Here is a 26362-nt window from a genome sequence, read left to right on the forward strand (position 1 = left end):
GGTGTATTACGCGTATTTTTTTAGCATATTGTATGGGTAAAGATAACCTCATTTTTCATCCCGCTTAGGGATATTACGGCCGCCACAGGAGTGCATAACATGCCAGATACCGATTCATTTGTGCCACAAAAAATCCAAATTGGGATCAGCAGCTGCTTGCTGGGTAATCAAGTCCGTTTTGATGGTGGACACAAAAATTCTTATTACTGTAAACAAGAAATTGAACCGTTTTTTGAATACATCACAGTCTGTCCTGAGATGGCCATTGGCATGGGCACACCGCGTAAAAGTATTCGCCAAGTGCGAGACGGCGATGTGGTGCATATTCGCAGTGCTGATGGATCGCTCGATGTGACTGACAAGCTTAATGAGTATTCCCAAGCCAAAGTGGAAGAACTAGATTACTTGGGCGGTTATATTTTATGTGCAAAATCACCAACATGTGGCATGGAAAGGGTTACCGAGTACAAAATTGGTACCAATCATGGCACTAAAACCGGTGTGGGTGTTTTTGCAAAAAAATTAATGGAACGCTACCCATTTCTGCCTGTAGAAGAAGAAGGGCGTTTACATGACTTGCCATTAAGAGAAAACTTTTTTACCCGCGTATTTGCTTATAACGATTGGAAGAAAATGACTCAATCGGGTCTCACTAAACACAAGCTAATGCAGTTTCATTCGCGTTATAAGTATTTATTAATGGCCCACAGTCCACAGTGGTACAGAGATTTAGGGCCTATATTGGCCGATATTCAAGATGTGGAGCAAACCGCACAACAATATTTTGAAGGCTTTATGACGGCACTCAAAATTATTGCTACCCGCAAAAATCACACCAGTACTTTGCAGCACATTCAAGGCTATTTTAAGAAACAGCTCAATGCGAGACAAAAAGAAGAGTTGAGCGAATCGATTTTAAAATATCGCCAAGGGCTATTGCCTTTGTTAGTGCCTATTACCTTGATTAATCATTACGTACGCGAATTTCCCACCGCGTACATTGAAGAGCAAGTGTATTTAAATCCGCACCCAGAAGCGCTAAAGCTTCGCTATGCCTATTAGGTTGCCGGTAATATGAGTAACGTAAATAGCTTAATGTGGTTTAGGCAAGACTTGCGGGTTGGCGATAATCCAGCCCTTGTGGCAGCGTGTCAATTTGCCCAACAACATCAAGGCAAGGTTCGGGCTGTGTATATTGTTACTCCGTCGCAATGGGCGCAGCATGATGTGGCGCCAATACAAATTGATTTTATCCAGCGTCATGTCAATCTATTAGCACAGTCGCTTGCTGCCTTAGGCATATCATTGGATGTGCTGCATCTTGAGTGGTTTAGCGATACCCAGACCGCTTTAAATGATTACTTACAACAACATAATATTGATGCTGTTTTCGCTGGTAACGAGCCGGAAATTAACGAACGTCGCCGTGATAGCGCATTAATTGGCCAGGGGTTGCCACTGACGTTAATCGATCAAGACTGCGTATTTGCAGCCGGACAAGTGCAAAATTTGTCCGGTGATATGTACAAGGTGTTTACCCCATTTGCTAAAAAATGGAAAAGTATTGCCAGTCAAAAAGCGATAGTGCCTTTAGCCGCGCCAGCACCTGTTGCTGCAGCGCTGGCATTGCCAGCGGCTATCGAATTTAATTGCCCAACACACAGCAGCGATCAATGGGCTGCAGGAGAGGGCGTTGCAAAGCGAATACTGGATCAATTTTTAGCAAGCCAAGTAGAAGATTATCAAGCCGAAAGAGATTTTCCTGCCCTAGAAGGTACTAGCCGCTTATCACCCTTTTTAGCCATCGGAGTAATGAGTTCGCGTCAATGTGTAGCGGCAATTTTAGCGCGTTACCCCCAAGCGTTAGTGGATGATACTTGCCTTGCTAAAACATGGCTCAATGAACTGATTTGGCGTGAATTTTATCATCATTTGCTGGTGGCATTTCCACGTTTATCCATGAACCATAACTTTAATGAACTGGGTAAGGCGATTGCGTGGCGCAATAATCCTGATGAGTTTACTGCCTGGTGTGACGGGCAAACGGGCTACCCGATTGTAGACGCAGCCATGCGCCAACTAAACCAAACGGGCTGGATGCATAATCGCTTGCGTATGGTAGTAGCCAGTTTTTTAACCAAGCATTTATTGATCGATTGGCGTTGGGGCGAACGTTATTTTAGGCAAAAACTGATTGATGGTGATTTAGCCGCTAACAATGGCGGCTGGCAGTGGTCTGCAGGCACAGGCTGCGATGCGCAACCTTATTTTCGAGTGTTTAATCCGATGACTCAAAGCAGCAAATTTGATCCAGATGCCAGTTTTATAAAGCGTTATGTTAGTGAGGTATCAGGTTGGTCTTTGGCTGATATTCATCAACCTAAATCTATTAATGTTAATGATCTGTTTGCACAACGACAAGATGACCGATACCCAGAGCCTATTGTCGAACACAAGATGGCGCGACTTCGGGCGATAGAGGTGTTAAGTGCGCTAAAGCGTGGTTAAGCCTTTTTATTAACAACCAAGACCAATTGTTCAGTTAACTTAGTTTGACTGCCTTGATTCGATACATCAGCAAAATCACGGTAAGGCCGCTATTATCTTTTAGGATAATAGCGGTTTTTTTTTGCGTTAGATCACACTATGAGCTTGGCTCAATAGCGAATATGTGAGTATTGATTGAAGCCGATCGATTAACAGCATAGAATAGCGCAATTAAAGATTCATATATTATACATGTTTAAATCTTGTTGATGTTAACCCACTAAGTGAGTGTACTGCTTATGCTGAATATTGATGATCCCGCTAAAATTGATAACACGCCTGCAATATGGCGTTTGGGCTTTAGGCCGTTTTTTCTTGGCGGCGCAATTCTCGCAGCCTTATACATTCCGCTTTGGCTAATGGGTTGGTTCACACCACAATATAGTTTATTTAGCACTGAGTTTTGGACAAATGTGGTGCCGCTATGGTGGCATCCTCATGAAATGTTATTTGGCTTTGCGATGGCCATAGTGTGTGGTTTTCTGCTCACGGCAGTGCAAGCGTGGACCAATCAACCCACCATCACGGGTCGCGCATTAATGGTTACGTTTGGCTGTTGGCTCATTGCTCGCTTGATGTTGCTATTACCGATGAACATTCCGTTGGTATTACCGGCAATATTTGACAGCTTATTTTTAGGTTTGAGCGCTTATGCATTATGGCGCTGTATTTATCCAGTCAAACAATGGCGCAATATTGGTTTTCCCATCATGCTCATCGTTGCATTGCTGGTGAATTTAGCCAGTTATTATGCGTTGTCGGAACGTGATTTTTCGTTATCGACTCAGTTATGGCAAGGGATGATTTGGTGGTTCGCGATGGTGATCACCATAGTGGGTGGACGGGTGATCCCATTTTTTACCGCAATGAAAATTAAACAACCCAAGCCCGATCCCATTAATGCGCTAGAGAATACGTTAATATTTGTAATGGGTTTACTGTTTGTTCAAGCGATAAGCCATTGGTTGCCTAAGGGTGTTGAACAGATACTGCTTGCTGTTGCGGGCATATTACATTTACTTCGAGTTGCTCGCTGGCAAGCCCATAAAACCTTAAAAGAACCGATGTTGTGGTCGTTACATATTTCTTATTTATCGTTGCCGCTGACACTGTTATTAATGGCAATCAATATCGACAACGAATATGCCTATCGCACCTTGCTACATCTGTTTGCCATTGGTGGAATTGCATCATTGTGTTTATCAATGATTTCACGGGTTTCTCTCGGGCACACGAGTCGTAATATATACCAAGGCCCAAACATGACGTTGGCATTTTTATCTGTGCCTCTCGCTGCCGTGTTACGTGCAGGAATGCCGCTATTGATGCCTGAATATACCCAAGTCTGGTTGTGGGCTGCAGGCGCGTGTTGGTTTATTGGTTTTGGTTCGTTTGTGTGGTTTTATGCGCCAATTTTAATGCGTCCGCGTCTTGATGGTCGTCCAGGCTAGTTTGAGCGCAATTTAAATAAATTTATCCAAGCAACGAATTTGGTAAACGTTAACTAAAGCAGTTAACTAAAGCCGTTAATAAACGTAATGTTACAGACTTACGGTTCTATCTAGTAATTTTAATTAAGCGATTAACAGAGAAAGGTTAGCAATATGATGGTTCAACTTGTCGACGTGGTAATGAAAGCAACGCGGCCGATGCGAAGTAAGGTAGGGTTAAGCATCGTTATTTCCGCACTCGCGCTGCTGAGTCTGACATCTTGGTCGCTTAAAAGTGCTGAAGTGGATCCCAATCAACTTAAATTTCCACAACAATATGATTCTTGGCAAGCGACAGAAGAACAAACCGAACGAGACGATATATTGGCGCAATATCCTGCCAATATCATTTTGTGGGCGGGTTCGTCATTTGCCAAAGAATACCATAGCCCTCGTGGTCATCAATTTGCTGTGGCTGACGTGACACATACTTTGCGCACTGGTGTTGCAATAGCTGAAGGTGACAAAGGCTTATCTGCCAGTTGCTGGACCTGTAAAACACCCGATGCACCAAGATTGATCAAAGAAATGGGTATTCAAGGTTTTTCAGGTGCCAATTTTGTCGATTTAGGCCGTGAAATCAAATCTGTTGTCTATTGCAGCGATTGTCATGTTGATGGCAGCGCTGAACTGGCATTGCCTCGCCCTCATGCTCAAAATGCGATGGCTAAAATTAAATTACCGTTTGATCAACAAGACCGTAGCATGCAAGGGGCACAGGTTTGTGGTCAATGTCATGTGAGTTATTATTTCCAGCCTGAAAATAATAACAAAGTTAATATTCCATGGATTTTCGGCAGCACTGCCGATGCAATTGAAAAGTATTATGACACTCGCCGCTTTTATGAATGGATCCACCCCATTTCTAAAACCCCAATATTAAAAGCGCGTCATCCAGAGTTTGAGCATTGGAGTCGTTCGGTTCACGCTAAGCAAGGCGTGACCTGTATAACCTGTCATATGCCGCCTGCGACCGATGAAAAAGGCGCTACATTTACTGACCATAAGGTTGGTGGCGCATTAGACAATTTTGATCGTAGTTGTGCAAGTTGTCATAGTAGTGAAGCGGCCATCACCAAAAAGCTTGATAAAACCAAGGCTAATATTGATGCTAAATCACGAAATGTAGAGTCATTACTGATTAAAGCACATTATGAAGCTAAAGCGGCATGGGATGCGGGGGCCACATGGCCGCAAATGAATGATGCGATTATGGCTATACGTCATTCACAATGGCGTTGGGATTTTGCGACAGCATCACATGGAATGTACGCTCATAATCCTAAAGAAGGCATTGAACTACTGGATAAATCGACTGAACAGGTTACTTATGCACGTGAAGCATTAGCCCGCATTTTGAGTCAATTATCCGTTACTGAGGTTGAGTATCCAGATTACAGTACCAAAGAAAAAGCCCATGCTGCTATTGGCTTTATTGAAGCCGACGCCATTAAAGCCAAGCAAGCTTTTATTAAACAAGAAGTTGATAAGTACTGGCAGCCGGTAGCTAAAAAAGGTTACTAAGCTTCTGAATAAAAGCACCCCAATTACTGACTTTATTAACGCCTAAGCCCTGCTTAGGCGTTTTGCTTTGTGACTGGTGTAAAACGGTGATCTACTTCCTGCGCTATCTCGTATTAATTCCCAGTTAGTTTTTATTTACTTCACGGCCAATAAATACTTTTATCTTGTTGTCATATAAGGCATTCTTATAAGTATGTTCCGTGAGTTTTCTGGGTCACGTAATAGGAGTTGGTAAATGCAAGGCGCACCGTCGATAGTTGATACTCAATCAGAACCATTAAATCCGGATAGCTCAGCGTCCATTAATGGTCATCCTGCTATTATTGATGCATTTATAGATATGTATCAAAAGCTTAATAAAGATAACTTATCAATGTTAGCGCAAGTGTATCGTGACGATATTCGCTTTCAAGATCCGCTCCATAAAGTGGAAGGCATTGCACCACTAACGCGTTATTTTGCTAACATGTACCAAAATGTCACCCACATTGAATTTGATATTAAAGAAGTGGTTATCAGTGCTAATCAGCAACAAGCTGGATTATATTGGACCATGACCTACTCGCACCCTAAGTTAAACAAAGGGCAGAGTATCAATGTCGAAGGCATGTCACAGCTTAGGTTTAGCGATAAAATTTTTGCCCACCGAGATTACTTTGATGTAGGCCAAATGCTCTATGAGCAAGTGCCATTTTTAGGTGGCTTAATTGGATTACTCAAAAATAGGGCGGGCAAGTAATGACTAACACCAATGACAAACAGCTTGCAGTACTGATCACCGGTGCCAGCTCAGGCATTGGTCTTGCTTTAGCTCAGCACTATATCCGTGAAGGTTTTGCGGTAATTGCCTGTGGTCGCAACGAACAAAACTTGGCGAAAATTTCATCTGCAACCCCTTTGGTATTTGATATCACTGACATTGGACAAGTGTCTGCGGCATCTCTTCACTTGCAACAACTGCTAAAAGATAACGGCTGGAAGTTGCACCATATCATTCTAAATGCCGGAAGTTGTGAATACATTGACGATCCATTACATTTTGACTCGGCACTATTTTCCCGAGTGATCAATACCAATGTGGTGGCGATGGGTTATTGCCTTGAGCATTTTTTGCCTTTACTGAGTCGTGGTGCACAACTTGGATTAATGAGTTCAAGTGCCACTTATTTACCATTTCCGCGTGCCGAAGCCTATGGTGCATCTAAAGCGGCTATTGGTTATTTAGGTCGTAGTTTACGGGTTGACCTTGCTCAGCATGGTATTGGGGTGAGTGTCATTTGCCCAGGCTTTGTTAAAACCCCGTTAACCGCCAAAAATGACTTTGCCATGCCAATGCAAATCAGTGCCGAGCAAGCTGCGACTGAAATTTTTAATGGCATGCAGCGTCAACGACGTGAGATCCATTTTCCAACTAAATTTACTTGGTTACTTAAATTAGCCTCTTTATTACCAGAAAAATTATTAGTGTATTTTTTGGCGCCCAAATAGCTGGAACAACTCAATTAACAATAAAATTAACAATAAAAGTAACAATAAAAGTAACAATAATAATTATTAGGTCAAGGATTAACTTAATGAAAAATATCGCCGTGATTGGTTCTGGAATTTCCGGTTTAACCTGCGCCCATCTATTAAGCCGTGAACACACGGTAACTGTGTTTGAGGCCAATGATTATATTGGCGGACATACCGCTACAGTAGATGTGGAAGTGGCTGGGCAGCAATACGCCATTGATTCTGGTTTTATTGTGTTTAATGACCGTACCTATCCGCGTTTTGAAAAATTAATGGCGCAGCTTGAGATTAAGTCTCTCCCTACAGAAATGAGTTTTAGTGTTAATAATGCACTCACCGGGCTTGAATATAATGGCAATAATTTGTGGAGCTTATTTGCCCAGCGTCGTAATTTACTCCGTCCGAGTTTTTATCGATTTTTGGGCGAAATTGTTCGTTTTAACAATGGTTGTAAAGTGATTTATGAGGCCGACAAATACCCTACCGCTTCATTAGGTGAGTACCTTAATGAACAAGGTTTTTCTGCCTTTTTCTGTGAGCATTACATTCTGCCTATGGGCGCGGCTATTTGGTCTGCCAGTATTGATGACATGCGTGGTTTTTCTCTGCGATTTTTTATTCGATTTTTCCAACACCATGGTTTATTAAATATTAATGATCGACCGCAATGGTATGTGCTTGAAGGTGGATCGCGCAGTTATATCCCCGCCTTAACCGCGCCTTTCAAAGATCGCATCCAGCTAAATTCTCCAGTTACCGGTATTAAACGCGCCGATGATGGTGTGTATGTTCAAGTTGCTAAAGGCGAATGGCAGCGCTTTGATGATGTGGTGTTAAGTTGTCACAGCGATCAAGCATTAGCCATGTTAACCGATGCTACTGAAGACGAAATAGACGTGTTAGCTGCGATGGAATATCAAAATAATGAAGTGGTACTGCACACTGACATTAATTTGTTGCCTAAGCGCAAAGCGGCGTGGGCAAGCTGGAACTATCGTTTGGATGGCAATAACCCGCAAGATGTTGCCCAGCGTCCAGCCAGTGTGACCTATAATATGAATATTTTGCAGTGCTTGCCTGCCAGTGCACCCACATTCTGTGTCACCTTAAATCAAACTGCATTAATTGACGACAGTAAAATTTTGCGCAAGTTTAATTATGCTCACCCAGTTTTTAATGATGCTAGCATGAAGTCTCAAGCGAAAAAGTCGCTTATTAATGGTAAACATAATACTTACTTTGCCGGAGCTTATTGGCATAATGGATTTCATGAGGACGGCGTTCGTAGCGCGGTTGAAGTATGTGATCTGTTTGGGATTAGTTTATGAATCAAACCACATCGGTAATGGAACATGATCAATTAAACAGTGGCATTTATTGCGGCAATATAAACCATCGCCGTCATACGCCTAAGTTGCATCATTTTGGTTATAATATTGCGATGATGGCGATTGATTTAGATGAACTGCCTGCATTAACGGCGGTCAGTAAGTTGTTTTCAACAGACAAATTTACCCCGCTTAAATTTAATCCCAGTGATTACCTCAATGCCCTCGATAAGCAATTTGGTGACAAGCTTGTCTTGAACCAAGCCTGTCATGGCAATGATGCTATGGCCTTGAAGCTGCGCGTGTTAGCAACCATTAAGCATCTTGGGGCCACACAAGTATGCGATAAAATTATATTTTCTGGACAAATACGCCACTGTGGTTTTTACTTTAGTCCGGTCAACTTTTACTTTTGCTATCATCAAAATGACATGGTTTATATGCTTGCTGAGGTGAGTAATACTCCTTGGAATGAGCGCCATTGTTATCTGGTCGATATTGCCCATACTATTCAAACCGACAAAGTATTTCCTGTGTCGCCGTTTATGAATTTAGAGATGCATTATCTGTGGCGTATTACGCCGCCAGCCAAGCATTTAAAAGTGATCATTGAAAATCGAAATGCTAATAATGATAAATTATTTGATGCCAGTTTAGTGTTAAAACGCCAACCAATTACTTCGAGTTCCATGCGTCAATTTATGTTGAGTTATCCATTAATGACCAGCAAAATTATGTTAGGTATTTATTGGCAAGCAATGAAGTTATTTATTAAACGGATCCCATTTGTCGGCAAACAAACTATTAAGGTGAGTTAGGCCTGTTGACCTATCGAGATGAATTTTACCAGCAAACAACAATCGGCCCCTCACTCTTGCAAAATGTGAATAGCAAAATGTAAACCAAATGGATGGTTACCACGTACTAAGCTGTAATGACGCCAATAAAGCGAATAATACAGTGTACGAACTGGAGAGATGACATGGAAAATATGGCGACGGAAAGTAGCATGACTCAAGCGAGTCTATCTGACAGTCTTGCAAGGAAAATTTTACTTCGCGCATTAGCCCATCTTGCTGAAGGGCATTTAACTATTGTTGACGGCAACCAAACGTCTGAGTTTGGTAACGTTAACAGCAACGTTCACGCCACCATGCAAGTCAAGCATGCTAACTTTTATCGTCAAGTGGTGTTTGGTGGCTCAATTGGTGCCGGTGAAGCTTATATTCAAGGTCACTGGAGCAGTCCAGATTTAACCAAAGTGGTGCAAATTTTTGCTAAAAACTTAGCCTTGTTAGACAATATTGAACGCTATTTTTCATGGTTGAGTAATAGTGTTAACCGGATTAAGCATGTGTTTAATCGTAATTCTGAACAAGGTTCAAAGCGCAATATTCTGGCTCATTACGATTTAGGTAATGACATGTATAAACAGTTTCTTGACCCGGAAATGATGTATTCAAGTGCACTTTATCCGAACGATGATAGCAATCTAAATGAAGCGCAATTACATAAGTTGCAAACCATCTGTGAACGCCTAGACTTATCGCCAGGTCAAACATTACTTGAGGTTGGTACCGGTTGGGGGGCATTAGCTATTTATGCTGCAAAACACTATGGCGTAAATGTTACCACCACCACTATTTCCGATGCGCAATATGAGTTCGCTGTTGAACGAGTTAAGCAACTAGGCCTTGAAGATAAGATCACCTTACTCAAACAAGATTACCGCTTATTGACTGGCGAATATGATCGCATTGTCTCTATTGAAATGATCGAAGCTGTGGGTCACGAATATTTAGGCGGGTTTTTTGAAAAGCTACAGCATTTACTTAAGCCTGAAGGGCGAATGCTGATCCAAGCTATTACCATTGCCGATCAACGTTATGACAGTTATCGCAAGAGTGTCGACTTTATTCAGCGCTACATCTTTCCTGGTGGCTGTTTACCCTCGGTCAGCGAAATGACCCGACACATTGCCAAGAAAACTGACATGGTTACCTGGTCAATTGACGACATGGGTAGAGATTATGCCCGCACATTAAAGCATTGGCATGAAAACTTTGATGCCGCTTACGATAAAATAAAAGCGTTAAATTACGGTGACGATTTCATTCGGATGTGGAAGTTTTATCTAAGCTATTGCGAAGGTGGCTTTTTAGAACGTACTACAAGTACAGTTCACTTGGTCGCGGTTAGACCGCTATATCGCCCTTGATAATTGCGTTTTATTGCCCTTAGTGATTTACATCCCCGGTAACGGCTTACCGGGTCGTATCCTCCTATTTGGGTGATATATTATGCCTACTTACGCTTTGCCCTCAACATTATTTATCCTGATTAACGCCGTGTGTTTTCAGTTGGTGTGGTGGTCGGGTGTGATAGCCCAAAACCAACTTATCATACTGTCAATTTTACTGATCATCGGTCATTTTTTATTATCCAATTCTGCTCGTCATGATGCTCTGTTAATGGGTGTTTGTGGTGCAATTGGGATAGTCGTTGACAGCTTATTAGTATGGTTTGGCGTGTTTGAATTCAACATAATCCCTTATTGGTTGGCGGTATTGTGGTGCTATTTTGCTCTCAGTTTAGATTACAGCTTAGCTTTTTTTAAAACCTTACCACTATGGTTACAATCAATACTCGGTGGCGTGTTTGGCTGTTTAAGTTATCTGACGGGCGCTAAATTTGATGCTGTGGTGTTGCCTTTGGGTTATGAAAAGAGTGCACTGATATTGGCATTGATCTGGAGTGGCTTATTTCCCGTATTGATTTGGGTGAGTAAACGTATCGCACCAGCGAATATGGTCTTGGAGAACAATCAATGAAAACCTTACTGAGCACCGACAAGCTGCAGCAAGACAAAGGGCTGCAACCATTAACTCATTGGTTGAGTGAATTGTTATTTGGTGCGGGAGGGGCATTAGTATTAGTAGTGATCATCGCGATTAGTATTAACCATGCTGCTGCCAATAATAGCGACATTGGTTCGACATTGTCGATGCAACCAGCCAATACAACCGATGCAGCCAATATAACCAATAGCGCCAAGACCACAAATAAAGCCAGCATAACAAATACGACATTGATTCAAGTGGGTTCTGCCGACATGAGCTTATTATGGTTCGATATCTACACTGCCAAGCTGTTTTCTCTTGATGGCAACTACCAAGCCAATCGATTCCCAATGATCCTCGATATTCAATATCACCGTGATATCAAAGCCCCTGATTTAGTTGATGCCACTATCGAACAATGGCAACACCTTGGGTTAACCGAAGACGACATCAGCCTGCTAAGCCAGCAATTAGTGCGAGCATGGCCTGATGTTAAACAGGGCGACAGACTTACCTTTAGGGTCAACAATCCTAATGACGCTGCATTTTTACTCAATGACACGCCTTATTATCAAGTGAGTAATGCGCAATTTCCTGAAGCATTTCTCGACATTTGGTTGTCGGAAAAAACCAGCCACCCTAAATTACGCAAACAATTAATTGGAGCCAACTAATGCCCACCATCCTATTCTCTATGCACCACAGAGGTCATATTTTTGCACGAGGGTTGATGAAAAAGTTAGCTTATGTATGTTTATACACAGGATTACTTTTAGGCGTCATGTCATGCTCATCTGCATCGATTGAAGATTATCAAAACACCACCCCCCGGTTAGATTTAGCCACGTTTTTTGATGGTAAGTTAACAGCAGCAGGGATAGTACAAGACTTTTCGGGCAAGGTAACCCGCAAATTTACTGTCACTATGGAAGCAAACTGGACTGATTCTCCTGAAGGTAAGCAAGGAGTGATTAACGAATGGTTTATTTACGATGATGGTGAAAAGCAAACCCGTGTGTGGAAAATTATTGATAAAGGTAATGGGGTTTATCAGGGTACAGCCAATGATATATTAGGCATTGCCCAAGGGGAGTCGCGCGGCAGCGCATTACGCTGGCGTTATGATATGCAATTAGCCGTCGATGGTAGTGAGTATCAAGTGCACTTTGATGATTGGATGTTTCTAGTTGATAACCAAACCATTATTAACAAAAGCGACATTATCAAGTTTGGTATTACTGTCGCTCAAGTGACCTTGGTCATCTCTAAGCAAGAAGACTAATTAACAAGGCTCACTAACAAGATTAAGCAAAAATATTAAGTAACAGACTAAAGCAAAAAGTTAACTCATATAGCTGACTCATATAGCTATATGAGTTGCTAAGCAATAACAGGCCACACAAGGCTAATCTAAAACAAGGTATTCTAACGCCTCTACGGACATAAAAAATGGACTCAATAGAGTCCATTTTTTATGTCCGCCAACAACTTGTATTAACCTTTAAGTTTAGACGCGTCTGACTGTTTCTTGTCGTAATATTCAAATGGAAACTGGTTACGAATTTGCTGGACTAAGTTATCGCCAATATTGGCCGACACATGCAAACGCACGTCACCAGACTTTTCTGCTCTGACAGTGCAAGTCAGTTTATTAGATTTAGCTATTGCACGACAATCACGTTCAAACTTCTCCGGTATTTTGCCTTTATGCTTATTGAGCTTGCCATCTTTAAAATGCATTTCAAAAAGTGTTAATCCACGGCTACCACTAAAAATTAGTTTATAGGCCAGAAAAAATAATACTGCAATGACCAGTATTTTAATAATGTTATCAGCCATAGTTTGCTCCTTTGTGCCGTTTAGTTATACGGTTGCTATAACAATAAGATACTCTCGTACGTCATGGATGCAACGCTATTTTGTTGAAATCTATGCGCAAGATCGAAGTTATGTTCTATCAATAATAGATCATTTAGAAATGCAGCACGCTTTTGTCTTTTAAGTGTGATACCCAAGCCACTTCAACATGCTCGTATTGTCTCCCGAAAGGTAAGCCGAGAAGCAAGCTATTTCTATCCCTATCCCTGAGATGACAAGCGGTGACGAGCGATGACGAACGATGACATACAAGCTAAAATCTAGAATCAACAAGCCTAGAGCGCTGCGCTGCTAGGATGCTACGCAGCTAGATGCTATAAAATCTTAACAGCGAAGCTGTCCCTAGCAGGACGAAGTCCGTCCTAGCAGCGAAGCGCACTATAGCAGGACGCAGTCCGTCCTAGCAGCGAAGCGCACTATAGCAGGACGAAGTCCGTCCTAGCAGCGAAGCGCACTATAGCAGGACGAAGTCCGCCCTAGCAGCGAAGCGCACTATAGCAGGACGAAGTCCGTCCTAGCAGCGAAGCGCACTATAGCAGGGCGCAGTCCGTCCTAGCAGCGAAGCGCACTATAGCAGGGCGTAGGTCCGTCCTACTAGGTTGGTAAGTCGTGAAAACGCAAGCGGCAAGGGCAACCACTAATAGCGTTAACCACCAAGTAAGTTTAGTTTTATCCATTTATTCTACCCCTTAACCCATCGATTCATTCCCTCTCTTATCCAGGGTTGAGGTTAAGTAATAAAAAAACCGCCCCATGGCGGTTTTTGTTGTTAATACTGAGCGACAAACATTATTCATCATCATTAGCTCAGATTTACACTGATTAGCATCACTTATTAACACATAGTGACTTAGAACGCGTAACTGACGCTCGCCAATAAGGTGCCTGAGTTTTTATATAGCCCAGAGCTCACTTCGTAATCACCATTAATGTCGGTGTCTAGATAGGCAACCGAGATGCCAAAGCCGGCGACTTCAGTTGATACTCCAACAGAGTAGTCTGAGTAGCTATCAAAGCCTTCACCGTCATCAATCGCGTCACCAAAGTTGTAGCCATAATGCACATCTAGGCTCCAGTTTTCAGTAAACTCCCAGCCGTAATTGATTTCGGTGTAATGTAGATCAAGATCGCTGCCACCATAGTCATTGGTAAACCAATAGGCGGCTCTAAAACCACTAAAATCAATACCTGCGCTGACTTCTAAATAGTCTAAATCGCTTTCTCCTGGGTAGTTATAACGGTACAAGGTTAAGTCATAACTGGTGTTGTCGTTAATCTCGCCGTAGTAGCCCGCGTACAGGTCTACTTCTATGTCTGGGCCGTTATATCCGGGCTCATCAAAGTCGACATTACAGCCCCAAGCACCAACAAAAAAGCCGCTTTCATGGCTCCAATCAATATTGGCTTGTAGCGCTGGGTCACCGGCTGTTTGTGATACACCACGGAAACGATAATCGTTGGTTACAGTAACCGCACCAGACACTTCTGCCGTAGCTAACGGAGCCAGTAGGGTAGCTGATAACGTTAATCCGCTTAACAGTGCAATTCGCGTTCTTTTTAATGTGTTCGACACGATATTATCTCCATTTACATAAAATGCAGCCGCTGGTCTCCAGCTACTGCGTATGCCACTTATCAGAGTCAAAACCGCAAGGGCCTTGTCTGTACCGCATGGCGGTTAAACACTATGTTTGCTCAAGCTGTTGTTCAAACATAACGTAGATTTTTATACAGTGATTGACTACCTCCCATGTACCGGAAAACCCAGCAGGAATAACAAATTTATCACCTACATTGACGGTTAAGCTTTTGCCTCGACTGTCGGTGATAATGCTGCAGCCTTCGAGAATATCGCAATACTCATATTCGCTATAATTGATATTCCAACTGCCTGGTTCACTTTGCCAAATGCCAACATTAAACTGCTTGCACGGGCTTTGAAAATGGTTTTGCACTGACTGCAGTGGATCGCCAGTAAGCCGTTTTTCATCAGTTAAATGATACGACTCAACCGCAGTTGATTGGCTACTAAAAAGCGTAATATCGTTAATATGCTTCATCGTTGGTTTCATTTATTTCATCGTCGGCATAATAAAAGCCGAAGGTTCGTTATTGTCGATTTTTGCTTGTGGCCAGCGGGCGGTAATGGCTTTTCGCTTAGTATAAAAACGCACTCCATCTGGACCATGCATGTGTAGCGGTCCAAATAGCGATCGTTTCCAACCGCCAAAGCTATGAAATGCCATCGGTACTGGGATCGGCACATTAACGCCGACCATGCCCACTTCAACATGGTGACAAAAGTGGCGTGCAACTTGGCCGCTTTGAGTAAAAATAGCTGTACCATTGCCAAATTCGTGTTGGTTGATCAGTGCCAACCCATCGGCATAGTTATCGACTCGGACGATAGCTAACACAGGACCAAAAATTTCTTGTTGGTAAATGCTCATCGTTGGCGTGACATGATCAAATAAGCACGCCCCTAAAAAGTAACCTTGCTGGTGATCGCTAATACTAATATCGCGGCCATCAACCACTAAGGTCGCGCCTTCATTCACGCCAGCTTCAACATAGTCGCGTACTTTGGCTAAGTGCTGAGCTGAAATTAACGGTCCCATGTCCATTTCTGGGGTAATACCACTGCCCACCTTTAAGGCACTAATTTGCGGTAATAATGCAGTGACTAATTTGTCGCCGACATCGCCTACGGCCAATACCACTGAAATGGCCATACAACGTTCACCTGCACTCCCATATGCCGCACCCATTAACGCATTCACGGCTTGGTCTAAGTCAGCATCTGGCATTAATAGCATGTGATTTTTAGCCCCACCCAATGCTTGCACCCGTTTACCGTGAGCAGAGGCTGTGGTGTAAATGTATTCGGCAATCGGAGTTGAGCCAACAAAACTGATGGCGTGTACATCGGGGTGGGTCAGTAAGGCATCAACCGCTTCTTTATCGCCGTTGATGACATTAAATATGCCATTAGGCAAACCCGCTTGCTTAAGTAATTGGGCAAGGAACATCACTGCACTAGGGTCTTTTTCAGACGGTTTCATGATAAAAGCATTACCGCAGGCTATGGCGATGGGGAACATCCACATCGGTACCATGACCGGAAAGTTAAACGGCGAAATGCCTGCGACAACCCCCAAAGATTGGTTGACTGACCATGAATCAACGCCGCCACCGACTTGTTGAGTGTGTTCGCCTTTGAGTAAATGTGGAATACCGCAAGCAAACTCAACCACTTCGAGTCCTCGAGTGATTTCACCTTTGGCATCGTCTAGCACTTTGCCATGCTCAAGGGTAATAAGTTTGGCCAATTCATCAACATGTTGTTCGACTAAGGCTTTAAATTTGAATAATACCCGGGCACGATTCAGTGGCGTGACTTGCGACCAAGTTTGATAGGCATTTTTGGCAGCAGCTATCGCCAAGCTGACTTCATCGTGACTCGCCAATGATACTTGGCCACGGGCTTCACCGGTTGCGGGATCATAGATCCTTTGATTGCGCTGACTGGCTGGCGTGTGTTGTCCATCGACAAAATGAGTGATGTTAAGCATGAACAGGATCCTTTTAAGCCAAATATGTATTCAAAAAGTGTATTAAAAAAGTGTATTCAAAAACATTAACCAACAGCGTTAATTGCATCGCTAATGTGATTAACCATGTCGTCGATTTGTGACTTCTCGACAATCAGTGGCGGCGATAATGCGATAATGTCAGCGGTTGCCCGCACCAACGCGCCATGTCTAAAGCAGTGATCAAAAATGGCATAACCTCGTTTACCCACGCCTTTATCGCTCGGCGCCAGTTGAATACCGGCAACTAAACCGGTATTACGAATATCAATTACGTTGGCTAGTCCTTTAAGGCTGTGAACCGCTTGCTCAAAATAAGACTCAAGACCTTTAGCGCGCTCAAATAATTTTTCATCTTCATATATCGATAAGGTTGCCAGTGCTGAAGCCGCCGCCACCGGATGGCCTGAATAGGTGTAACCATGGAAAAACTCAATTAATTCATCAGGGCCATGCATACAAGTGTCGTGAATGGTATTACTGACAAACACTGCGCCCATTGGAATAGCACCATTATTAATGGCTTTGGCAGTGGTGATCATGTCTGGGGTGACTTGCCAACGTTCACTAGCAAAAGCGGCACCAAGACGGCCAAATCCGGTGATCACTTCATCAAAAATAAGCAAAATACCGTGCTTTTGAGTGATTTCACGTAGGCGCTTTAGGTAACCTTCTGGCGGTAAAATGACCCCTGCCGATCCCGACATGGGCTCGACGATCACAGCGGCAATATTTTCGGCGCCGTGTAAGGTAATCAGTTGTTCAAGCACTTCGGCTTTATCTAAGCCATGTGGAGGCAAACCGTGGCTAAAGGCATTATTGGCAATGTCGAGGGTATGAGGTAGATGATCAATGCCTTGGAGTAATTGCTGGCTGAAGGTTTTGCGATTATTGCTAATGCCACCGACGGATATACCACCAAACCCCACGCCATGATAGCCAAGCTCACGGCCGATAAACCGAGTTCGTGTTGCTTGGCCATTAGCGCGATGATAACAAAGTGCCATCTTTAGGGCGGTATCAACCGATTCTGAACCTGAATTGGTAAAAAACACCTTATCCAATCCATCTGGACTTAATTGACAGAGTTTATGGGCTAATTCAAATGCGAGCGGATGACCCATTTGAAACGACGGCGCATAATCCATTTGACTGATCTGCTGGCTTACCGCTTGGGAAATCTCTTGGCGGCCATGTCCGGCATTGCAACACCATAATCCAGCTGTCGCATCGAGTATTTTATTACCATCGATATCGGTGTAATACATGCCTTGGGCTGATACTAATAATCTTGGATTGGCCTTGAATTGCTTATTAGCGGTAAAAGGCATCCAAAAATGTTCCATGTTGGGCCACATTTGCGATGAATCGCCGCTATTGTTTCGCTGATATTGGCTCATAAATTGACTCTATATTGATCGCTACAATTATGGGAGATCCATCTCACATTGGTTAAATTATGAGTGGTTAATATTTGCTATGCTATGTCAAAAATAATGAACGTTAAAGTGTTTTGTGCATTTATTTATACTAAATGAGCTATTTTTGTAAAATATATTGAAAATATCTTGCTGTTCAGCATAATCTGGTGACAATATTCACTAATATTATTGTGTCGATAGTTGCTTTTATGCGACACAAATCTTGTGTTTGGCATCTACCTAATGGGTGCGTATCAATCCATTTATTATTTCGAGGTCACAATGAGTACTCCAACAAGCCGTCGCGATTGGGAAGCACTAGCAGCGAGTCTGACAATTACCGGGCAAGCCTTCATTAATGGACAATATCAAGGTGCCTCTTCGGGTGACACATTTGACTGTATCAGTCCTATTGATGGCCAAGTATTAGCCAAAGTGGCTAGTTGTGATATAGCCGATGCTAACCTTGCGGTGGCGAATGCGCGTGAAGTGTTTGAAGCGGGTACTTGGTCAATGTTACCGCCCGTTAAGCGTAAGCAAGTGATGATTAAGTTTGCCGATTTACTTGAAGCCAATGCCGATGAGTTGGCGTTACTTGAAACCCTCGATATGGGTAAGCCAATTCAATATTCCAAAGGTGTTGATGTGGTCGGTGCCGCCCGCGCCATACGCTGGTACGGTGAAGCGATAGATAAAATTTATGATGAAATCGCTCCAACTGCTCATAATGAGATAGGCATGATCACCCGTGAGCCAGTAGGCGTAGTCGCCGCCATTGTGCCATGGAATTTCCCGATGATTATGGCATGCTGGAAGCTTGGGCCTTCGCTCGCCACCGGCAATAGCGTTATTTTGAAACCCTCCGAGAAATCACCGCTTACCGCTATTCGTATGGCGCAATTAGCGATTGAAGCAGGTATGCCCGCGGGGGTGTTGAACGTATTACCCGGCTATGGCCACACTGTCGGTAAAGCGTTAGCTCTGCACATGGATGTTGATACTTTAGTCTTTACTGGCTCAACTAAAATTGCCAAACAGTTAATGATTTACGCAGGCGAGTCGAACATGAAACGCGTGTGGCTAGAAGCCGGAGGCAAGAGCCCTAATATTGTGTTTAATGATGCACCAGATCTAAAAGCGGTAGCTGAAGCGGCGGCTACTGCCATTGCTTTTAACCAAGGTGAAGTGTGTACTGCGGGCTCACGCTTATTAGTGGAGTCGGGCGTAAAAGATGAATTGATTAAGCTCATAGCCGAACAAATGCAAGGCTGGCAGCCTGGTCACCCACTTGATCCTAAAACCACTTGCGGTGCAATGGTCGATCAACAGCAGCTGACCAATGTATTGAACTACATTAAAAGTGGCAGTGAGCAAGGTGCCACCTTAGTCGAAGGCGGACAGCAAGTGATGGCTGAAACCGGCGGTATGTATGTGCAACCGACCATTTTTAGTAATGTTAACAATGACATGACCATTGCCAGTGAAGAGATTTTTGGCCCGGTATTATCGGTTATTGAGTTTGATGGCATGGAACAAGCCATCAAAATTGCCAACGATACTGTGTATGGTTTAGCGGCTGGAGTGTGGACATCAAACTTAAGCAAAGCTCACAAAACGGCCAAAGCACTCCGCAGCGGCATGGTGTGGATTAATCATTATGATGGCGGCGATATGACCGCGCCGTTTGGCGGATACAAACAGTCGGGTAATGGCCGTGATAAGTCATTACATGCGTTTGATAAGTACACCGAAATCAAAGCCACTTGGATAGTCCTATAACTGGGATTTTTTATGGTGATTGATATCAAGCCCTTTAGTGATAAAGGGCTTTTTTATTGCTCATCATCGGGCGGGATAATTCAGAGCAAATACTCCGGTTTTGTTTAACAAGTACTTCCCTATTGCTGACGCCTTAAATCGAGCGCAGGTTAAGCAAAATTAACGCTAAAATATTAGCTATTGCGGTAGACTCAAAAGCATTATTTACATCAACATTTCATACACGGATGAATGCAGATGACCCATAAGAGCTTCTCTCGTTTGGCTATTATTGTTGCTGGTGGTTTTTTTAGTTTTATTTTGTGGATTATTTACCTCGCCAACACGGGCGGTCACAGTGTGTTTTTCGACTTAATAAAACATGTCCCCTACGGCGATAAAGTCGGCCACATGTTGTTATTCGGTCTATTAACGTATGTTGTCAATTTAGCCTTACTCAGTCGTCATTTTTGTATCGGGCGCCTTCCGCTTTATTACGGCGCTGTGTTAGTGTCGATATTCGTCTTGAGTGAAGAAATCAGTCAGGGTTTTATCCCGTCAAGAACATTAGACATCATCGATTTAGTTGCCGATGCTGTAGGTATTATTTTATTTAGTTATTTAAGTGGGTTAACTCAGCGCTATTTGGACAATCATCGCCATCAGACTCGCTTAAGTTAACATCAATATTTGCCATCAATTGTAAGAGAGGTTTAATGTGAATTTTCCTTTAGTGACTACCGATTGGTTAGCGCAACACCTAGAATACCCAGAACTTGTGTTACTTGATGCCAGTATGGAAGTGGTATTGGGTAAAGAGCCATTGGTATACGATGAGCTTTATGTTATTCCTGGTGCGCTATCTTGCCAAATTGACAAGCTACTTTTTGATCATCGTGCTTCGCAAACCCATGCTATGCCAACAGCAGTGCAATTTACCGATGCTGTGCAAACGTTAGGGATAAACCATAACAGCACAGTGGTAATATACGACAATCAAGGTATTTATTCTGCGCCGCGTGCGTGGTGGACCTTTAAATCGATGGGCTTTGATAAGGTATTTGTGCTTGACGGTGGCTTACCGCAATGGCAAGTAGAAGGGCGGGATACTGTGCGCCAGTTTGCCTCTGCTACTCATTCTGGCGATATCAAAGGCCGTTTGCAGCAACACAAGGTATGTGACACTGAGTTTGTGTTAACCCATCTTGGTCATGCCAAAGTTGATATTATTGATGCTCGCGCAGCAGGGCGTTTTAATGGCACTTCACCAGAGCCCCGTGTTGGTATGCGCAGTGGTCACATTCCCAGCTCGCTGAGTTTGCCGTTTGCTCAGGTTTTAAGTCGGTTTAAAATGAAATCACCCCGTGAGTTGCAAACCATTTTTGCGGCTTTAGATACTAGCCATAATGCTCAACGGGTGTTCAGTTGCGGTTCTGGGATCACAGCCTGTATTTTGATTTTGGCGTCCTATGCCGCAGGGCATCATCAAGCGGTGCTTTATGATGGTTCATGGGCGGAATGGGGCGGGGATGCTGCGCTTCCAATAGAGTAGGGCAAATTGAATAATTGGTCGGTATTTTTTGTTTTATGGCCTGCGGCCACTAACGCTTAAGATCGCAAGGTTCCACCCTGCACGGGCTATTAGATTATGGCCTGCGGCCACTAACGTCGTGGCGTTTCACTCACACCAGATTAAGATCGCAAGGTTCCACCCTGCACGGGCTATTAGATTATGGCCTACGGCCACTAACGTCGTGGCGCTTCACCCACACCAGACCAAGAGGAAACCAACGGCTGTTCCCTCTTGGAACTCCCAGCCGCCCCGCAACATTTTCAAACAGCGAAAAGGTCGCCATGGGGTCAGATCCAGCTTTTAACCTCATTTGAATCTTGCCTCGGTCTTATTCGAAAATGCTAACGCTTCCGATGGGGCGTCCCTTCCCCTCGAAAGCTAGCCAGACATCCATGTCTGGACTCACGCTATTTTCTTCAACGGCCTCAATTTTTATTGAGCCTGAAGCTATGGAACAGCTCACGCATTCTTTGGTAAAGAGTCTTCAACGGCCTCAAGTTCAGAGTTGAATCACGCCAATTGCAAGCAAGGTAGGCAAATCATTTATGCCCCATTCCTTGCTAGGGATGCCAATTCGCCAATTTCAACTTACTGAATAATTTTCAGTCTATTCGGGTAATAAAGGTTTGCTCGTCATCCACAAAAGCTACAAAGCCGCCGTGATAGATAAATACCCGACCACGTCCCTCAACTAAGCAGGCAAGCTGTGGGTTCAAATCTTCTTCGTTACCCTGTCTTTGATATGTGCCGATATCGGTGATTACGCCGCTGAGAGTAGGCAAATATCTATAAGTTCGCTTTGCTTGATCAACCAGGTTCAATTCGCTGGCGGTAGAGAAGCAAGAGGGTATCGTACCGGCTTCTTCGATAAACATAGTTTTCAGTTCTTCAAAAGCTGTGATCACTAGCCAGTCGATGCCGTTAACATGATGGATAAACATTGAGTTTCTCGGTAATTCTGATGCGGAGATTTTAACATTATCAGGGGCAGAACGTAGTAGAGATTTAGTGATTCTGTGCAATTTACGGTCATTCACTAGGCCACCTTGAAACACGTCTTTGCCCCATTATCATTTAGAACAATAACACTACTATTTGGTGGGATGCTCACCAGCCATTACTTATGCTATTGATCATTTACTAGATCCCTCCAGTTCAATCGATATGCGTTACACCGATTATCGGGATAATCAACGCAAAATCATGCAAATGGTTCCCGAAGAGTTCATCCGGCGTTACCTATTGCATGTGCTGCCAAAAGGCGTGATGCGGATAAGGCATTTTGGTTTTTTAGCCAACAGTTGTCGATGTAAAAAGTTAAGCCAAATCCGCTCACAACTGGCAATGAAAGCCCCCAAGAAAGAAAAGGTGATAGAGCCGTTAGGGCATTGGTGTTGCCCGCAATGTGAAACGGGGCGGTTACAGTTTATGGGACTCATCTCGCTATTAAAAATAGTCGAGCGCGAAGCCGCACTGAGGCTGTCGGGCTAAATGCCCAAAAATGAGTGATGTGGACCATGAAACGGCGTGCTTAGTTAATACAGAATTAGCTGGGACGACAGCACACATCATCACGCAGGCAAATCGCTATGCAATACAGTAACAGGACGATAGAAAAAGATGAAACAGTTCAAAACCTGCCTTAAAAGGTGTAATCAGAACAACCGATTAGCCGAAGTGCTGTACAAAAAACAACTACCGTAAAAAAGCAAATTCCTATAGCATAAAGCATACCGATTAATATGGATGTGGCATCGGCCAAGTCCAACAAGCGATTTATGCCCTGCAAACAGCGCAACGCATAAATACTAAAACGTTAACTTCCTAGGGATAGAATGAGTATACGGAAAGCTACAATTAATGATGCAGTAGGAATTCGATCTCTAATCCTGAGCGCCGCTGAACCAGAAACCAACTCTGACTTTAATAAAGAAGGTGTTGTACACTTTAAAGAAAGCCTTGAATTGAAAGCTATAAAAGCACGCATCCAAAATAAAAACTATTTGATGTTATGTTTTATCAAGGAATACAAAATTGTCGGAATAATAGCAATTTTCAAAAAAGAAAAGTTAAGTCAGCTTTTTGTTGACCCTACTTCTAGAAAGTTAAATATCGCTAAACAATTGTGGTCAGCAGCAAATGAAATCTGTATAGCTCAAGGAGGTAATGGAAATTACTGGGTAAAGTCTTCAACTATGGCTATTCCTGTTTATGAGCGTTTCGGTTTCCGCCTTGATTCGGTTCAACAAAATACAGACGGTATAATTTTTCATACAATGTTGTTACAGTCATGAATACGGAAGTTAACAAGTCACTCAAAAGGACAAATAACAGTTGGTTTTTGCTCCTTCGTCGCTTATTTTAACCAACTATTATTTGCCTCTTAGTGAGGCGTTGAACGAAGCCGCTGCGCGGAGCCAAATCAAGCTTCAATTGACTGTATTACTCGTATTGAATCAGCTAGACTTAAAAAAGATGTGATGGAACACCACAATGACAAGGGAATTTCAATGAAACACGTACAAAACAAGCCACATAATCAGTTCAGAACTGCTCTACAGCCCATAGCCAGCATCAAAAAAAGCAAATTCCTATAGCATAAAGCGTACCAATTAACCTGGACTCGGCATCGGCCAAGCCCAACAAGCGATTTATGCCATGCAAACAGCGCAACGCATAAATACTAAAACGTTAAATGGCAATGATGGCATGAAGACTCTTCAGCAGAAAAATGATGAACATTCGAAGTTGATAGCTAAGGAAAGGCATAGCGCACTCTATTTGGCTTTGTCGCTATTTCCAATAGTTACAATTTTTGGCTATGACTTCTATCAAGGTTTTTTTGGTAAAGAAGCTCTTGGTTTTCAACCTGCATTTCTAGTGTTTGGTACTTTGCTCTTTGCTTTACCATTTCTAGCAATTGGCCAAATGCTCATACTTCCATCTTGGCTCAAGTTGACCTCATATGTATGTATTCAAATCCTATTCACCTCATTGTGGTTTCTCGATGGATTATTATGGCTTGCAATAATTCCGCTGATTGTAATTTTTGGCATACTACAGTACCAATTACCTGAGATCCGGAAATCCACAGAGCAAAATGAAAATGCCACTTAACAAGCTGCTAAATTCAGATTCACCAAGGCTGTCATGCCATTTGCTGAGCAAATCGCCCGCCAGCACATGGCTCACTTATTAGCAGGGCGTTAAACCTCTAAACCAACGTTTAGAGTATAATTCAAACTTTAAAAGGAACTTAAAAGAAAATGAGTGAAATAATATTATGTAATCGCACTTATAGTGCAAGTGTATTTAAAAATGAGTGTGGCATTGGGATTGAGTTGGCTTCATCTCTTACTTGTGCCAACCCAGATATGATTATCGCTAATACGCCTTATTTATTAAAAAATGGTAATTCAGCTGTTTGTAAAGCATCATTAGCAAAACTATCTAATCCTTCAATTACAAAAAACCTGACGAGCTTAGCTTTATCTTTTGGTGGTGATAATCTGATTTCTCTTTCGTCTATTAGCTCTCAACTGCAAGAGTATAATGTGGGGTTAATGGGCGCATCAACCAGTGTCTACGCAAATAGAATGGGAGGCTTTGTTGGCTCAGGGCGAGATCGCGAACGTTTTTTGAACAGAATTAGTTTATTTAATGAATTATTATGGTTCATAAAGTCTTCATAGCTTGGATGATTTTTTGTTTTTTGTTTGCAGGTTAAACGTAGCGTTCAAAAAACAAGCACTCATGCGGTTACCCTGTTTGTTGGCTCAGTTAAAAACTACCAATCTGCTTTAATTGAATATAGCCAAGTAGCAAAAAGTAAATCACCTCTTAAAGTAGCCGCTAAACAAAAAGCCAAAATGGCTTTCGATAAAATGCAAAATAGCTTTAAACACGAAGTTAAGGTTGTAACAAGCCAAGTTAAATCGAGTCGCGGTACACCACTGACTAATTTTGACCGAGGTGCAAATATCGCCAAAAGTAGTAGGAATATGGCTAAATTAGACATAATGACACCTGTTCAAGCTGACAAGATTGTTAAATTTACTAAATACGCAAAAGTTTTAGGTAATGGTCTTACCATTATCGACTTTGGTAGTCGTGTAGGTAATATTCAGAATAGCTATAAAGCAGGTGGTAACTGGGAACGTGAAATGTTTATTGAGTCTAGTAGCTTTGCTGCTAGTGCAGCTACAGGAATTGGCGTAGTCAATGTAGGAGCGGGAGCCTTAACATTTTTAATGGTGGCGACACCTATTGGTTGGATTGGTTTAATAGTGGGTGGCTTGGTTGTTGCAGGTGCGGCGGCGACCGCATCAATAGGAATGAATAATATTATTAAAGACAATGCAGGTAATACATATGATGCATTAATTAAAAGTTTATAAATTAATGAATACTATAACAATGCTAGTTGGAGTAATGATCGCTGCCTCAATGGTGAGCGGTGTCTTATATGTTGCTTTTGGACAAATCACTGTACGGAAGTTAAGGAAAAACCCTAAAACTAAAGGTCTACTCGGTGTCGAGTATGCCAGTGGTTGGGATATTATTAATGTAGCTCAAGCATTTTCTCTTCCAAGGTCTTGGACTCGGAAAATCGAAAAGAGTAAATTTTCATTCTTTTATGCTAATGCAACCGTATTATATGAAAATACAACCAAATTTGATCAGGTATTAGGTTTTGTGTTTTATTGGGTATTAACAACTACTGGACTGTCTGGAGCTTTATTAGTATTGCTCAATTATATTGGGATTTTCAGTGAATAGAGGCTTAACAAATAAGGATAGGCCGCGCGAAGCCGCGTCCTTATCCCAAGTGTTGAACAAGCCCGAACACCGAGAGTGACTCTTTATTATGTAAATAACAGCTCGAGAAAACGCGCTGT

26 protein-coding genes and 1 pseudogene are annotated in these 26362 nt (G+C 42.7%); 21 read left to right on the forward strand and 6 right to left on the reverse strand.

The genetic code is table 11. The features are described 5' to 3' along the window. The first annotated feature begins 99 nt into the window (after positions 1-99). From AAEZ02_RS13260 to AAEZ02_RS13315, 12 genes are all read left to right on the forward strand, one after another. Positions 100-1062, forward strand: coding sequence for a YbgA family protein (locus AAEZ02_RS13260; RefSeq protein ID WP_124012310.1), 963 nt, complete (start codon positions 100-102; stop codon positions 1060-1062). A 12-nt stretch (positions 1063-1074) separates the two neighbouring features. Further along, entirely contained in the window at positions 1075-2508 is a 1434-nt protein-coding gene (phrB, locus tag AAEZ02_RS13265) for a deoxyribodipyrimidine photo-lyase (RefSeq protein ID WP_124012309.1), read from the forward strand. A 278-nt stretch (positions 2509-2786) separates the two neighbouring features. Further along, the gene (locus AAEZ02_RS13270) at positions 2787-3998 is read left to right on the forward strand and encodes an NnrS family protein (protein ID WP_124012308.1); all 1212 of its coding nucleotides are present in this window, start codon (positions 2787-2789) and stop codon (positions 3996-3998) included. A gap of 153 nt (positions 3999-4151) precedes the next feature. Further along, positions 4152-5561, forward strand: coding sequence for an ammonia-forming cytochrome c nitrite reductase subunit c552 (locus AAEZ02_RS13275; RefSeq protein ID WP_124012307.1), 1410 nt, complete (start codon positions 4152-4154; stop codon positions 5559-5561). A gap of 340 nt (positions 5562-5901) precedes the next feature. Next, a complete protein-coding gene (locus AAEZ02_RS13280; RefSeq protein WP_232772238.1) occupies positions 5902-6300 on the forward strand; it encodes a nuclear transport factor 2 family protein in 399 nt (132 codons plus the stop codon). Then, on the forward strand, positions 6300-7049 hold the full coding sequence (locus tag AAEZ02_RS13285) for an SDR family NAD(P)-dependent oxidoreductase (protein ID WP_124012306.1): 750 nt from the start codon (positions 6300-6302) through the stop codon (positions 7047-7049). The genes AAEZ02_RS13280 and AAEZ02_RS13285 overlap by 1 nt, the downstream gene beginning before the upstream one ends. 86 nt (positions 7050-7135) lie before the next feature. Beyond that, on the forward strand, positions 7136-8404 hold the full coding sequence (locus tag AAEZ02_RS13290; protein WP_124012305.1) for an NAD(P)/FAD-dependent oxidoreductase: 1269 nt from the start codon (positions 7136-7138) through the stop codon (positions 8402-8404). Continuing rightward, complete coding sequence (locus AAEZ02_RS13295; RefSeq protein WP_101034446.1) at positions 8401-9222, forward strand: DUF1365 domain-containing protein; 822 nt, start codon at positions 8401-8403, stop codon at positions 9220-9222. Before AAEZ02_RS13290 ends, AAEZ02_RS13295 begins: the two co-directional genes overlap by 4 nt. A 164-nt stretch (positions 9223-9386) precedes the next feature. Beyond that, entirely contained in the window at positions 9387-10622 is a 1236-nt protein-coding gene (locus AAEZ02_RS13300; RefSeq protein ID WP_101034447.1) for an SAM-dependent methyltransferase, read from the forward strand. An 82-nt stretch (positions 10623-10704) separates the two neighbouring features. Continuing rightward, entirely contained in the window at positions 10705-11235 is a 531-nt protein-coding gene (locus AAEZ02_RS13305; protein WP_124012303.1) for a DUF2878 domain-containing protein, read from the forward strand. Beyond that, complete coding sequence (locus tag AAEZ02_RS13310) at positions 11232-11918, forward strand: chalcone isomerase family protein (RefSeq protein WP_124012302.1); 687 nt, start codon at positions 11232-11234, stop codon at positions 11916-11918. The genes AAEZ02_RS13305 and AAEZ02_RS13310 overlap by 4 nt, the downstream gene beginning before the upstream one ends. A gap of 56 nt (positions 11919-11974) precedes the next feature. Continuing rightward, positions 11975-12526 (forward strand): DUF3833 domain-containing protein, encoded by a 552-nt coding sequence (locus tag AAEZ02_RS13315; RefSeq protein ID WP_101034450.1) that lies wholly within the window; start codon positions 11975-11977, stop codon positions 12524-12526. 212 nt (positions 12527-12738) lie between these two features. Here AAEZ02_RS13315 and AAEZ02_RS13320 read toward each other — a convergent pair whose 3' ends face one another. From AAEZ02_RS13320 to aptA, 5 genes are all read right to left on the reverse strand, one after another. Continuing rightward, positions 12739-13083 carry a DUF3634 family protein gene (locus AAEZ02_RS13320; protein ID WP_101034451.1) on the reverse strand — a complete coding sequence of 115 codons (345 nt, stop codon included), beginning with the start codon at positions 13081-13083 and terminating at the stop codon, positions 12739-12741. A gap of 889 nt (positions 13084-13972) precedes the next feature. Then, positions 13973-14695: a TorF family putative porin gene (locus tag AAEZ02_RS13325; RefSeq protein WP_351123544.1), complete on the reverse strand. Its 723-nt coding sequence runs from the start codon at positions 14693-14695 to the stop codon at positions 13973-13975. A gap of 112 nt (positions 14696-14807) precedes the next feature. Continuing rightward, the gene (locus AAEZ02_RS13330) at positions 14808-15182 is read right to left on the reverse strand and encodes a cupin domain-containing protein (protein ID WP_124012670.1); all 375 of its coding nucleotides are present in this window, start codon (positions 15180-15182) and stop codon (positions 14808-14810) included. 12 nt (positions 15183-15194) lie between these two features. After that, positions 15195-16694: a CoA-acylating methylmalonate-semialdehyde dehydrogenase gene (locus AAEZ02_RS13335; protein WP_124012300.1), complete on the reverse strand. Its 1500-nt coding sequence runs from the start codon at positions 16692-16694 to the stop codon at positions 15195-15197. A gap of 65 nt (positions 16695-16759) precedes the next feature. Continuing rightward, complete coding sequence (aptA, locus tag AAEZ02_RS13340) at positions 16760-18112, reverse strand: omega-aminotransferase AptA (RefSeq protein WP_124012299.1); 1353 nt, start codon at positions 18110-18112, stop codon at positions 16760-16762. A gap of 303 nt (positions 18113-18415) precedes the next feature. Between aptA and AAEZ02_RS13345 the strand changes: the two genes are divergently transcribed. From AAEZ02_RS13345 to AAEZ02_RS13355, 3 genes are all read left to right on the forward strand, one after another. Next, complete coding sequence (locus AAEZ02_RS13345; protein ID WP_351123547.1) at positions 18416-19912, forward strand: aldehyde dehydrogenase; 1497 nt, start codon at positions 18416-18418, stop codon at positions 19910-19912. 237 nt (positions 19913-20149) lie between these two features. Further along, complete coding sequence (locus AAEZ02_RS13350) at positions 20150-20572, forward strand: VanZ family protein (protein WP_124012297.1); 423 nt, start codon at positions 20150-20152, stop codon at positions 20570-20572. A gap of 37 nt (positions 20573-20609) precedes the next feature. Further along, the gene (locus AAEZ02_RS13355; protein ID WP_124012296.1) at positions 20610-21443 is read left to right on the forward strand and encodes a sulfurtransferase; all 834 of its coding nucleotides are present in this window, start codon (positions 20610-20612) and stop codon (positions 21441-21443) included. A 623-nt stretch (positions 21444-22066) separates the two neighbouring features. On the opposite strand, the gene AAEZ02_RS13360 is transcribed toward AAEZ02_RS13355, so the two are convergent. Beyond that, positions 22067-22405: a cytosolic protein gene (locus AAEZ02_RS13360; RefSeq protein WP_123776827.1), complete on the reverse strand. Its 339-nt coding sequence runs from the start codon at positions 22403-22405 to the stop codon at positions 22067-22069. Positions 22406-22628: 223 nt separating this feature from the next. Here AAEZ02_RS13360 and AAEZ02_RS13365 point away from each other — a divergent pair. From AAEZ02_RS13365 to AAEZ02_RS13390, 6 genes and pseudogenes are all read left to right on the forward strand, one after another. After that, a pseudogene (locus AAEZ02_RS13365) lies at positions 22629-22955 on the forward strand (transposase); the annotation flags it as partial. A gap of 344 nt (positions 22956-23299) precedes the next feature. Next, complete coding sequence (locus AAEZ02_RS13370; RefSeq protein ID WP_124012294.1) at positions 23300-23758, forward strand: GNAT family N-acetyltransferase; 459 nt, start codon at positions 23300-23302, stop codon at positions 23756-23758. Positions 23759-24122: 364 nt separating this feature from the next. Continuing rightward, positions 24123-24581: a hypothetical protein gene (locus AAEZ02_RS13375; protein ID WP_124012292.1), complete on the forward strand. Its 459-nt coding sequence runs from the start codon at positions 24123-24125 to the stop codon at positions 24579-24581. 149 nt (positions 24582-24730) lie between these two features. Further along, positions 24731-25156 carry a hypothetical protein gene (locus AAEZ02_RS13380; protein WP_351123551.1) on the forward strand — a complete coding sequence of 142 codons (426 nt, stop codon included), beginning with the start codon at positions 24731-24733 and terminating at the stop codon, positions 25154-25156. A gap of 24 nt (positions 25157-25180) precedes the next feature. Then, on the forward strand, positions 25181-25861 hold the full coding sequence (locus AAEZ02_RS13385) for a hypothetical protein (protein ID WP_351123554.1): 681 nt from the start codon (positions 25181-25183) through the stop codon (positions 25859-25861). Between the two features lie 4 nt (positions 25862-25865). Further along, positions 25866-26243: a hypothetical protein gene (locus AAEZ02_RS13390; RefSeq protein ID WP_124012290.1), complete on the forward strand. Its 378-nt coding sequence runs from the start codon at positions 25866-25868 to the stop codon at positions 26241-26243. Positions 26244-26362: the final 119 nt, after the last annotated feature.

Source organism: Shewanella sp. T24-MNA-CIBAN-0130, assembly GCF_040310185.1.
Lineage (GTDB): Bacteria > Pseudomonadota > Gammaproteobacteria > Enterobacterales > Shewanellaceae > Shewanella > Shewanella psychromarinicola.